This window comes from Porphyromonas sp., from assembly GCF_030529325.1.
GTDB lineage: Bacteria > Bacteroidota > Bacteroidia > Bacteroidales > Porphyromonadaceae > Porphyromonas_A.
Genome location: NZ_JAUMXC010000060.1, coordinates 1 through 10,954 on the forward strand (window position 1 = coordinate 1; position 10,954 = coordinate 10,954).

The following is a 10,954-nucleotide window of genomic DNA, read 5'->3' on the forward strand; positions in this document are numbered from 1 at the left end:
TTACCTCAAAGTTAAGGACTAATGGGGCTTACACACTTTTTTAGGACAGTATCCGAAATCGTCTTATCCTCCCCCTTAAACACCTCATTATCAGGGATCAAAATCACCAACACACCAGTCCACCTCTCCTCGAACTTAGCTAGTGACCATTTCTCCAGCTTCCCGATAGAGGGATCCATAATCTGCACCCACTTATCAGTGACCTTATATATCACCACATAATGTTGTAACCTACCATCAATAATAGTATGAGCAATTGCGGGCAAGGGTATCTTTCCTAGTGGCTCTAGGTTGGGGGTGCCATCCTGCTTCAGAGACTTCACCGCTTTGGTCATAAAACCGAGTTTCTCCGCTGCTGTGATTAAGCCTAGTACATTTGTACCTTTTCTATCTGTGCATGCCATTTGGCGTATTCGAGCAATCGGCATCGACAATCCATAGTGAGCCGAAATTGATGCTAGACAAGCTGCACCACAATCTGTTATATCGTGTTGCTTTATCTCAATTACACTCATAGATTATGAAAAGATTAGCTCGTACGCGAGGGGGATTGTATTTATCAGCAAATGCACCATATAAATTGAGGCAAATGGGTGCTTTCCTTGCCTTAAATAATAGCCGGTCATAAATAAAACTCCTGGAAAAAAAGAGAAAAAAACATAACCTATAGAGTAAAAATGTGACAATGCAAAGGCAAGACTACTAACAAGAATAATAAGCCATATACGGCTCCGAAAAAAGGCAATCTTGTTTAGCAAATAATAAGGTAATGCTTGAAATAAAGTTGTCTCAATTAGTGGGGCTAAAAAAATATAAGTAACATAGTCATAGACACTTTGGGGCGGATCAAAGTCCCCTTGTGATATAGGCCCTGAACAAACATACCAAGCAAATAAATTAAAAGCAATATTCCAGAGAAATCCGACTGCCCAGAAAACCCCAACAAATAGCGGAGCTGGGAGATTTGCAACCCATCTAAAAACTTTGTTCATATACTTTACGGCAATACAAGAAAACACTTGAGGAAGACAAAGACATTTCATCCTCCTCAAGCGCCTCTTTTTAACAACAATTCTAATTTCCCACTATATTAAAATAGTGAACTCTAAAAGAACAGTACAACTAGTTAGTAAGCGTGGGGCAAACCGCCATTTTCAGCAACAAGTTTAGGGTAATTTTCAAAGTATTCCTTTACATCGTCACAAAAATTTTTAAAATGCGCCCATCCTTTGCCTATACCTCTCATTAACCAGTCAGAAAGTTCACTTCCACCGTCAATTTTAATAAGCTCGTCCTTAGAGAGATTTTTTAGTCCAAAATTATCCAGTTCATTCATGGCTTCTTATTTCTAAAATAAATAAATGGTATAATAAATATTCCTCCAAATGTTATTGCAATCATATCCCACCAATCTCCTTTACCTAAATAAATGTCTAGGCCTTCGTACAGATAATTACCAAGAAGAACAATACTTAGGAGATAATACTTCTTTCCGATGCTATTAATATAATTCCCTTTAGCCTTAACTGCATAGTAAATCTTAAATGCCAAATACCCAACAAGTACAGCAGAGAAGCTTGGGTAGTTATTTGCAATACTCAGACCCTCCTTAATTTCAAGATGTGCATATGCATATGGTCTGTATAACATGACTACACAACTATGAATCGTAAGTAGTAGGAAAAAAGCAGCAATTTCTAAGTACGGAATATGAGCACTAGAGTTTTTTAGAACTTGACTAAATCTGTGCCCACACATATTTCTTTATCGTTCTCTAACCTCATTATACCCCTCGTTAAATTGTTTCTTCGTATTTTCTGGGTTTGAGATCCAATCAGATACAACACCTCCTGCAATAAGTCCTCCAAGCCATAATAGTCCTTTTCCTGCTAATATTACAAGTGGAGCTACACCACCATCCACTGCTCTCGCTTCTTCATCACACATAGGGGCTAGACCCACAACATTCAGTTTAATTTCTTTTATTTTGTTAAATTTTTTAGTTATGAATTAAAAATTAACTTTACACCGCAAATCTATTGAAAAAAAATATAACGACCAAATTTATGAGTGATTATGTGTCAATGCAGATTCAAGTATCAAGTGCAAATTTAGTCTAAGTGTTCAAAGAAGATTTGTGCCGGGGATTTGAAATTAAGTTTTTGTCTTGGTCCGGCATTGATGAGATAGATGTATTTGTCAATGTCCTTTTGTGAGATATTGGAGAAATCGGAGTTCTTGGGGGTGTACTGTCGAATGAGCTTATTAGCGTGTTCGACCGCGCCTTTTTGCCACGCGGCATAAGGGTCGGCAAAGAATATCGGTACGCCTAACATCTTGGTCATCTTCAGATGTCCGGAGAACTCACTTCCGTTGTCCGTGACGATGGTCTTGAGCATATGGCGATAAGGGATGAGTATTGCCCATAGTTTGCTGTTTACCTCGGAAGCTGTTTTGCTCTTGAGTTTTCCTGCCCAAATCATATTAGTCATTCTTTCGGTTACGACCAGGATGGCACCCTTACCTTGTGCCCCAACGATAAGATCCATTTCGAAGTCACCCAAGCGCTTGCCATTGGCTTCTTGTGGGATGTCGTGAATGCTCACACGATCCGGGATATTGGAGACTTTGCCCACCGCTCGCTTGCGATGCTTGAGCTTGTGCCGACAGTGGGTGTACAGAGTGCCTTGCTCTGCTTTGTCTTGGCGTATCCACTTGTAAATTGTTTCGTGCGAGACCTTTATACTCTGCTGAGCGAGATAGCCTGAGATTTGCCGGGGTGACTACTGCTGCTGTGTCAGATATTGGAGACACGTTTTCTTGACATATTCCGGGATGTGTCTATTGCGCCTAACACGCTCTTTGCGCATGTCTGCATACTCTTGTGCGGTGTGAGGGTTGTAACTCTTGCGCTTCTCGGTGCTGTTGCGTTTGATCTATCTTGTAATGGTGCTAGGGGATACGCCCAGCTCTCGAGCTATTTTTGTCGGGCTATACCTTGCTCGTAGAAAGGCAGATATTTCGTACCTTTGCTCTCGGTTCAGTTGTTTGTACATCATTAAATTCAAAGATAATTGAACTATGGGAGAGTAGCCTCGGCTTGCTCTCCTTTTCTTTTATCTTGAATCTGCATATACAGGGGGAGGTGTCCCCCTGTAACCCCCTCGGTGGCTTAGGGGCTGACGCACTTAATCTTCTACTCTAAAATTTGTACTTCTAAGGTGAAGATAGCGTGTGCCTGGTAAAAGTGTTCAGTTATTGGCCGATGAATATTGATCTATTCATGAGACTGGAGAGGTATGTTTTATCTTCCTGCCAAGTTTAGCGGATGGTAATAATAAGTGACACAAGACTTTTTAAAACGGCTTCTGATATTCATTGCTTGCTCCCCAAGGGATGTGCGTTGATCAGTGTTTTGTGTTTTTGTAGCCTTTCTTATCGGCTTTAAGTCAAGTTTTTCTTGGATTTGTTATAATTCATATCTTTGTACTGAAATTTCCTCCTGCAAGTGAGATGAAGTTGCTTTTGTCACAAATGGAGGTTTGGGAAGTTGTATCAGTTTCAGAAATTAAAATAATAAGAAGTGAACATGAAGATCAAGATCAGTATTTTAACGGCGATGATGCTCTTTTTGGGAGTTGCTTGTACACAGACCAAGAAGGGTTCGTCTAATGGTGATAATTCTAAACTATCCGAGTACGAACTCGTAGGCAATGTCAAGTCTGTGAGTGAGAAGAGCTATGCTACCGGTACTGTGGACGGGGAGCCTGTCAATATTCTCTATACTGACATTCATAGAGTGTTTGATGAGGATGGTAGAGTCTTATCCGAAGAGGTGGACTCTGAGGGGGAAGGCTATACCGCGTCTTATACCTACGATGCCGATGGCAACATGGTGAAGTTGGAGCACACTTTGGAGTATGAGGGGCTCTCAACCACTGAGAATACGTATGATGCCAAGGGTAATCTCATTCGATCAGTATTTTCGATAAAGGATTCGTTGCAGTTTGCTTCCAGAGATGAGTATGTCTATGACAAGAATAACAACCTCATCGAGCAAGTGACTTATTCGGGTGAGTTTGGAGAGCACAGGATTGCTTATGTCTATGATGAGAAAAACCGCCTCATCGAAACGAGGGCTGACTCGGGAGACGAGATGCCGAATAAGACAATTCATACCTACAATGAGATAGACAGCCTCGCAAGTGTGAAGTCTTTCTCTTCTTCGGGAGTGTTGTTGGAAGAGACTCTTTATTCTTATAATGAAAAGGGGATAAAGACCAAGAGTGAATACAAGAGCTTCGATGAAGAGGGAAAGATGAACTACAGGCGTTTGGAGCACTTCGATGACCGAGGAAATGCAACGCTTCAGGAAAACCATAATATCGAAGGGGTGTTGACGGACAAGACCGAGAATACTTATGATGCTCAGGGACGTGTCATAGAGTCTGTACATTATGTTGTTTCTGAGGGAAATGCTTTGACGATTGAGTACCAAAGTAAGTATAAGTACGATGACAAGGGAAATCTTGTAGAGGAGGTGTCAGACTTTCCGGTCCAAGGATATTCGCAGACTTTATTGAGAACTTATGAGTATGATCATAAGGGCAACTGGATACGTATGGTGCTGACTCAAATCTATGAAAAGGAAGAGCTGCCTATGAAGAATATCACTGAGCGCCGGATCACGTACTACGACTAATCAAAAGTCTTATCAGGGCCGAAAGTTATTTTGGGATTCAAGAGTGAAGGTCATGCGCGCATTGTCGTGCATGACCTTCACTTGTTTTCAGAGGTAGAGTCTGTGCCTTGAAAGAGTTGGGAGACTCGGACTTCCTGATGTCTTGCTCCGATCAATACTATTTTGGTATAAGATGCTGTATTTCTCCGTCCGGGAGGATATCGTCTTTCGGATCCGAGCCATGTGCAATTCCTCTCTATTTGACGGCGGGCTTAATCTCTGATCATCTTTCTCTGTCTTTGTGTCTGTAAGGGGATAAAAGGTTGTCTAACTTGTGACTTCAAGTTAGACAACTTGATTCATGAAGTTAGACACCTTGTTTTGAGAGGTTGTACACCTTTAGGCTGATGTCGTGAAATTGAGATGTCCGGTAGTCACTGTTGGCAGTCGGTGGGATTGCACTTAATGACTGCGACTGCCTCGTCAGGAGGCTTTTCGAGAGAGGTTTATCCTTGGCGAGGACAATGAAAAAAGGTAGTGTCCAAAAAAGTGTGTAAGGTTAGTTATTCCTTTTCCCCCCCGGGGCATACCCCGGGGGGACTTTGGTTTTTTCGGTTATTACTAATTCTATTCCAACCACTTGCATATCTCCCCTTTGCCCGTATTGGAGAGAAAACCGACTTGCTGCTTACTGTAGTGATAGCCATAGATCCGCCGGCACACCGAGCCGATGTCTTCGCACGAAAGGCCACGGGTATAAAGCTCATGAAACAGCAGGGCTCGTTCGCTCTCTTGCCTCGAGAGGATGCCCAAAATCAGAGGTTGAAAATTTCCCGAGCGAGTTCGAGGAATCAGTAATTCAAAGCTACATCCGTAGCCTCGCCGGTGACGAGGACGGAAGCCATTGCACTGTTCACCCTCATGCTCTTCGACAAAGAGAGCACGTTCTTGCTTCGAGAAGGTGTCCGATAATACACGGATAAGTTCGTTAATACCTGTCTCTGATGATAGCATTTCAGAAATAAATGCCGACTTTTGTGATTGTGTAAGCTCCATTGTTCTTTGTTTTCTTTTCTTATCCCAGAGTTAAGGACTAACGGGGCTTACACACTTTTTTAGGACAGTATCGCCCCAAATCTATGATCAGAAGTAAAGGGTACTGCTGTCTTTTGCATATTCGTTGAGACGAGTGTACATCTCTTTGAATGCTTGTTCACGAGTGAACCCGAAGATCTTGGCGATATGGTCTACAAGAGCCTTTCCTTCCGCAGAAAGTTTCTCATACGTTTCAACATCAAGCTCGTTTGGATCGCTTTCTAAATGGAACTTTTCTAACTCCTCTCTGGACATGAAAACAACTATCGGAAGAGTGAGGGTCACGACCTTTTTGGTATTTGTTTTGGGCAAGTAAAACATGCGTGGGCTACCATTGTCCATCTTTCCTTCAGGCATATGCAGAAGGTCAATCTTGAGAGTGAATTTCACCAGAGGAGAAGTAAAGTTGAAAAAACCTTTAAGCCCCAGTGGATTAAGAGGTTCGAGGACAGGGTTTCCCCCCCCTTTGTCCTCCTTGATAAGTTTGCTGCCGACACGTTTTGCCCCTTGCTTTATTTGTTTGTCCCAAGGATCAGAGTCCATGTATACATAGTCAAACAGGTCAGTTGTTTGAGTTTTTTCTTCGGCTGTTTGCTTATCTTCGAGGTCTGTTACGTTCAAGACCGTGAAGAAGTGTTGGTACTGATTGATCATCCCATTTTCGGAGAATCTGCCGGTGATCTCCTTTCCGTCCTTGTCGAAGTAGCTTATCCATAACCCGTAAGGATTGAGAGCTTTTGAGCCTGCTTCTGTCGACTCTATAAACATTGCTTTGGGGCTGTCTTTTGTGAGGACCCATATATCTTCTTTCCTCTCATAAGAGAATACAGTTTCGGATTTGATGTGTGTGACTCCATCTGGGAAAGAACTTTGATGAAATGCAGCTCCCGGGTGGAAGTGTCCTGGTGCAAATTTCAGTATGATCTTATGAGCCTCGTCGGTGGACTCTTCCTTTTTTTCTTTTTGTCTCTTTGATTCAGGGGTGTTGTCATTGCTGCAGGCAGAGAAACCGACTACAATCATTGCACTCAGTGTGAGTGCCGATAAGATTTTGAATACTTTCTTCATAAAAATAATTATTGGTTGATATTGGGAGAATTATTTATTTCACTGTCAAAGGGATGAGCATATCCACATCCCAGTGTGCGTTGGCAGTGTGGTATCTATTTGGAGCATAGTAGGTAGATGGACCTTTGTCGTTCTTCCCTACGATAGCATGCATGAGACGGATGCGAAGGTTGTATTTCCTATCAGAGGTAAAAAATCTGAAAATACCCTTGAATCCGAGGTAATTGTCCTCCTTGTTGATAGATACGCCCGGCTCACCGAACTGCTTGTTCCACGGTGTGGTGTCGAGGTAGTCGTACACGAAGAGGTTAGGAGTCTTGCTTTCTTCTTTACTCAATTCCTGTCCCGCTCCGTCTGTGATAGGCTTATATGCGCTGAAGAAGTGGCGATGGATGTTGTCTTGTCCGTTCTCTATAAATTGGTTATTCATCAGTTCGCCCGAAGGGCTGTAGTACTTGATGTCAAGATAATACGCACTTGATCCATCTTTGTCCATGGGTTCGACGGTAAATGCCTTGGCACCTTCTTCCGTGAGTTGCCACCCTTTACCGGGGACGATTGCAAAGACAACCTTTTGAGTGGCAGAGGACGAACCATCGGGTATGAACTTATTATCCTCTTGGAGTTGCCCCTTGATGAGTGTCAACTCAGCTCTTTTAGGGTCCTCATGCAATTTGTTTTCCGTCTCATCGACAGGTTTGACCGGATTGCAGGCCATGACGAAAAGTGCCGTCATCAGGACTGTGCCGATCTTGGTAAAAATACTTTTCATGCTGTTTTGTAAACGAATGATTTGTATGGTTTGTATTGAGTGATTAAAATTCCCAAGTCATCATCAGACGTACGTCACGACCGAGGTCATGAGCGTAGTACCTGAATCTATTGGTGTATTCTCTGTAAGACTTATTGAGGAGATTGTCTACCGACAAGAGCCACTTCAACGATTGACCGTTGGGCAGCGGGAGAGAGAGACCTGCCTCCAACCCCAAGAGATGATACTCATCGGGAGAGTAGGGGATCAGGTCTGTTGCCGGATCAAATCTGTGTTGTTTTGCCACATACCTATGAGACGCTTTGATGTGTATATCCTTGACCTTACCGAGCGAAGAGAGACGATAAGTCAGGTGATGCCCGATACGTCCCGAGGGTATGTAGGGGAGGAAGTTTCCGGTCTTCTGTTCGTCGGCCCGGATCATGCTACCACCGATCTCGTACTCCAAGTGGCGTGAAATGTGCCATCGCACTTCCGCATCAATCCCCCTGAAGATCGCATCCGTACTTTTGTATTGGAAGACGGGGTATGTCCCCGATATGAGTGTGAAGAATTCCCCCGACGGTTCGTCGTAGATATAGCCCTTGATCCACTGCAGATAAGTGTCGATGTTGAAGGCTATATGTTCGTTCTCAAACGAAAGAGAGGTCACCCACTTTGTACTCTGCTCTGCTCCCAATGTCGCATCTCCACTTGAGTAGAGTCCCGAAGCATGCTCCAATCCCTTGCTGTATAGCTCATGTACGTGAGGTGCGCGCCATGCGAGACCGAGGTTAGTCTTTAGCTCCATGTGTTTGGACGCATGGTAGTGTGCACCGATATTATAAGACAGATTGGTGTAGTTGCTTTTTCCTCCATAGGGACGCTTGTCGTAGTCGATCCCCTCGGCATTGAGGAGTTGGTGATCGGCTCTCAATCCGATTTCTGCTCCCCACACCATGTCCTTACTATATTTTTGGATGGCGTAGATCCCTCCGTTGTTCTGAGTATAGTTGGGTATGATAGGTACTACACCGGTCCCGGGCGTATTGTAGTTGTTGGTCATGCCATAGAAAGCTCCTGCCTCACTACTCCAATTTCCGTAGAGATGTTTCCATCTCGCATCGATCTGGAGCGAATGCAGATTGAGGCTCAGAGAGGGTATATGAGACTTATAGTTGCGACGCTGATGATGTTCGTTGCGGAAGTCGCCTTGGTAGGCCGCTTGCAGATCGAGCTTACTTTTGTTGGCAAACCTGTGGTGCCCTTTGAGTTTGAAGATATGGTGTGTTACTTTTTGCAGGGGATAGTCTATCTTCCGGCTGAATGGCGATGGGTCTACGGGTTGCCCTATTTTTATGCGCTCTTTCAAGAGTTCCACGCTCCCCATTTGGGCAGAGTACAATACTCCGATCTGTGTTGAAAAGAGACTATAATACAAGTCTATACCTGAACTGAAGTCTTCCCAACCCAAAGCTATCGATGCATTACTCTCGCGCATGCCGGTGTTGTTGAGTACATAGTCGGCTGTGGAGCGGTCTCCGCCATTGACATGGGTCCCTTGTACACGCCATGCCGCGTCCCCTCCCCATAGCTTTGTGCCTGAGTGGAGGAAGCCTGTGAGGGCTGCTCTGTGACCGTTGGAACCGTATAGCGTGGAGACATTGCCATGAATGGACGAAGTACTGCCATAGGGCAACGAACGACTATCAAGTTCTATTACTCCTCCCAAGGCCTCGGAGCCGTAACGGACAGCCTCTGCTCCCTTGATGATGGTGATCCCACCGGCGGTATTGGCATCGAGTTCGGGAGCGTGATCGGCACCCCACTGTTGTCCTTGCTGGCGTACTCCGTTGTTGACGATAAGCAATCTATTGCCATACATTCCGTGCAGGACAGGTTTGGCTATGGTGGCTCCGGTCTGTATCATACTGATTCCCTTGACTTGCTCGAGGGTAGATGCGAACGAACTGCCGAGCTGTTTCTGTATCTCGGTTGCACTGATCTGATGCCTTATCACATTTTTGGAATGTCCGGCACGTATACCCTCCACCGAAACCTCGTTCAATAGGCTTTCCTGAGGTATGAGATGTATGTGGATGGAGTGGCGACTTTTGATTTCACGTCCCGGCACTTTGGTATGCATATATCCGAGAGCTTGTACTTTTATGGTGTCAAGCTCTGTTATCGACAACGGGATGGTAATAGTCCCTTTTGTATCGGCCATATAGCGCATGTTGCCCACTTGTGCCAATGCATATGATATGGGCTCATTTGTCTCTTTGTCGGATACGATGATGTTGTGTTTGCCGGCTTTGGGTTGGGTCATGGCCGACGATTCCACTGCTGTAAATAGATACACCAGGGCGATGAGTCCGGGTAGGATTTCTCGTATTGTCATATGGAAAAATGGGATGTGTTTATCGCAAAAGGAAGCTCCTTCGCAACGCATGTCTTGTTGGGTGTATCAAGCGACAACACCGAACATATGCACACAGTTTGCTATAAGCCTGTACACAATCACAATACCTGACCATCATAAGATGTTGATGGTCGTCGTGTATGATTCAGATCGTGGGAGGACCACGGAGAGCGATCCAAGGTAGAGATGGGCGTACCGGAGCAGACTCTATCGAGGTGTACGTGAAAGGCACGTAGTCCAAGACGGACTCAAAGACGATGCTCGTCGCTTCGGTAAATGTCGATATGACAAAGTCGCAGATCGCACATGTGTCGGAGTGATCGGAGTCGGATGCCTCATCCTTTTCGCAGCCATGAGAGCACACAATAAAACCACTCCCCTCACCGTGGTAGTGAAATGTCTTCACTATCAGCTGAGGAGTGAATATCAGCAGGAGCAACCATGCCGGCAGTGTATGCTTTGTCAGCTTTAGATTGAGATATCCGGATGTCATATCAAGAACTTTCGGCTGCAAGTATATAAATATTTCTCCATATCGCCAACTCCTCCAACCCCAAAAGACTCTTAAGGGCATTAAAGTAGTTGAAATTGATGTGATGTGTCTGAAAAACAAGTCAAATCGTTGCACCCGAATATGACCTAAGAACATGTTGATAATATGTTTTGTTGCCATCGTGGGAGGTTTGAGTTCATTTTGAGGCTTATCTATTGTCGTTTCCGGTACGGATCTCTTCGGGTCAATATTCATGTTGTCTGTGTCTTCTATCCGCTCCTGCTCTCCGCTTCTAAGGAGGGGCGATGCGTTGCTTTTGGATGTCGAAACCACTTGGGTAAGGATTTTTAGAGCCCTTGAAAAGGCATCTGACTTAAAGCGACAACTTAGCCACCATGTTGATGGAGCAGGTTAGACAACTTGCTTTCACAGGTTAGACAACTT

13 protein-coding genes are annotated in these 10,954 nt (G+C 44.4%); 1 reads left to right on the plus strand and 12 read right to left on the minus strand.

All coding sequences use genetic code 11. The annotated features are described in order from the left end of the window. Positions 1-11: 11 nt before the first annotated feature. The 7 genes from Q4A14_RS08040 to Q4A14_RS08070 all read right to left on the minus strand — a co-directional run bounded on the left by Q4A14_RS08040 (position 12) and on the right by Q4A14_RS08070 (position 3,059). The gene (locus Q4A14_RS08040) at positions 12-515 is read right to left on the minus strand and encodes a cysteine peptidase family C39 domain-containing protein (RefSeq protein WP_303171287.1); all 504 of its coding nucleotides are present in this window, start codon (positions 513-515) and stop codon (positions 12-14) included. Positions 516-518: 3 nt separating this feature from the next. Beyond that, positions 519-992, minus strand: coding sequence for a CPBP family glutamic-type intramembrane protease (locus Q4A14_RS08045; protein WP_303171289.1), 474 nt, complete (start codon positions 990-992; stop codon positions 519-521). 134 nt (positions 993-1,126) lie between these two features. Beyond that, a complete protein-coding gene (locus Q4A14_RS08050) occupies positions 1,127-1,336 on the minus strand; it encodes a hypothetical protein (protein WP_303171290.1) in 210 nt (69 codons plus the stop codon). Next, on the minus strand, positions 1,333-1,650 hold the full coding sequence (locus Q4A14_RS08055; RefSeq protein WP_303171292.1) for a hypothetical protein: 318 nt from the start codon (positions 1,648-1,650) through the stop codon (positions 1,333-1,335). Before Q4A14_RS08055 ends, Q4A14_RS08050 begins: the two co-directional genes overlap by 4 nt. 114 nt (positions 1,651-1,764) lie before the next feature. Then, a complete protein-coding gene (locus Q4A14_RS08060; RefSeq protein WP_303171293.1) occupies positions 1,765-1,947 on the minus strand; it encodes a hypothetical protein in 183 nt (60 codons plus the stop codon). A 164-nt stretch (positions 1,948-2,111) separates the two neighbouring features. Beyond that, positions 2,112-2,771: an IS30 family transposase gene (locus Q4A14_RS08065; RefSeq protein ID WP_303171302.1), complete on the minus strand. Its 660-nt coding sequence runs from the start codon at positions 2,769-2,771 to the stop codon at positions 2,112-2,114. 165 nt (positions 2,772-2,936) lie between these two features. Then, positions 2,937-3,059, minus strand: a complete 123-nt coding sequence (locus Q4A14_RS08070) for a helix-turn-helix domain-containing protein (RefSeq protein WP_368492359.1) — start codon at positions 3,057-3,059, stop codon at positions 2,937-2,939. Positions 3,060-3,589: 530 nt separating this feature from the next. Between Q4A14_RS08070 and Q4A14_RS08075 the strand changes: the two genes are divergently transcribed. Then, the gene (locus Q4A14_RS08075; RefSeq protein ID WP_303171294.1) at positions 3,590-4,702 is read left to right on the plus strand and encodes an RHS repeat domain-containing protein; all 1,113 of its coding nucleotides are present in this window, start codon (positions 3,590-3,592) and stop codon (positions 4,700-4,702) included. A gap of 606 nt (positions 4,703-5,308) precedes the next feature. Here Q4A14_RS08075 and Q4A14_RS08080 read toward each other — a convergent pair. The 5 genes from Q4A14_RS08080 to Q4A14_RS08100 form a co-directional block, all read right to left on the minus strand. Further along, the gene (locus Q4A14_RS08080) at positions 5,309-5,737 is read right to left on the minus strand and encodes a transposase (RefSeq protein WP_303171295.1); all 429 of its coding nucleotides are present in this window, start codon (positions 5,735-5,737) and stop codon (positions 5,309-5,311) included. 87 nt (positions 5,738-5,824) lie between these two features. Then, a complete protein-coding gene (locus tag Q4A14_RS08085) occupies positions 5,825-6,844 on the minus strand; it encodes a hypothetical protein (protein WP_303171296.1) in 1,020 nt (339 codons plus the stop codon). 34 nt (positions 6,845-6,878) lie between these two features. Then, positions 6,879-7,616 carry a hypothetical protein gene (locus Q4A14_RS08090; protein ID WP_303171298.1) on the minus strand — a complete coding sequence of 246 codons (738 nt, stop codon included), beginning with the start codon at positions 7,614-7,616 and terminating at the stop codon, positions 6,879-6,881. A gap of 43 nt (positions 7,617-7,659) precedes the next feature. Continuing rightward, entirely contained in the window at positions 7,660-9,996 is a 2,337-nt protein-coding gene (locus Q4A14_RS08095; RefSeq protein ID WP_303171300.1) for a TonB-dependent receptor, read from the minus strand. A 166-nt stretch (positions 9,997-10,162) separates the two neighbouring features. After that, a complete protein-coding gene (locus Q4A14_RS08100) occupies positions 10,163-10,510 on the minus strand; it encodes a hypothetical protein (protein ID WP_303171301.1) in 348 nt (115 codons plus the stop codon). Positions 10,511-10,954: the final 444 nt, after the last annotated feature.

What these genes read in the sequence shown, in the direction of transcription:
- Q4A14_RS08100 (WP_303171301.1), bottom strand. Translation starts at nt 10,510, where the DNA reads ATGACATCCGGATATCTCAATCTAAAGCTGACAAAGCATACACTGCCG.
- Q4A14_RS08060 (WP_303171293.1), bottom strand. Translation starts at nt 1,947, where the DNA reads ATGTGTGATGAAGAAGCGAGAGCAGTGGATGGTGGTGTAGCTCCACTT.
- Q4A14_RS08085 (WP_303171296.1), bottom strand. Translation starts at nt 6,844, where the DNA reads ATGAAGAAAGTATTCAAAATCTTATCGGCACTCACACTGAGTGCAATG.
- Q4A14_RS08045 (WP_303171289.1), bottom strand. Translation starts at nt 992, where the DNA reads ATGAACAAAGTTTTTAGATGGGTTGCAAATCTCCCAGCTCCGCTATTT.
- Q4A14_RS08095 (WP_303171300.1), bottom strand. Translation starts at nt 9,996, where the DNA reads ATGACAATACGAGAAATCCTACCCGGACTCATCGCCCTGGTGTATCTA.
- Q4A14_RS08055 (WP_303171292.1), bottom strand. Translation starts at nt 1,650, where the DNA reads ATGTTATACAGACCATATGCATATGCACATCTTGAAATTAAGGAGGGT.
- Q4A14_RS08090 (WP_303171298.1), bottom strand. Translation starts at nt 7,616, where the DNA reads ATGAAAAGTATTTTTACCAAGATCGGCACAGTCCTGATGACGGCACTT.
- Q4A14_RS08050 (WP_303171290.1), bottom strand. Translation starts at nt 1,336, where the DNA reads ATGAATGAACTGGATAATTTTGGACTAAAAAATCTCTCTAAGGACGAG.
- Q4A14_RS08040 (WP_303171287.1), bottom strand. Translation starts at nt 515, where the DNA reads ATGAGTGTAATTGAGATAAAGCAACACGATATAACAGATTGTGGTGCA.
- Q4A14_RS08070 (WP_368492359.1), bottom strand. Translation starts at nt 3,059, where the DNA reads ATGATGTACAAACAACTGAACCGAGAGCAAAGGTACGAAATATCTGCC.
- Q4A14_RS08080 (WP_303171295.1), bottom strand. Translation starts at nt 5,737, where the DNA reads ATGGAGCTTACACAATCACAAAAGTCGGCATTTATTTCTGAAATGCTA.
- Q4A14_RS08075 (WP_303171294.1), top strand. Translation starts at nt 3,590, where the DNA reads ATGAAGATCAAGATCAGTATTTTAACGGCGATGATGCTCTTTTTGGGA.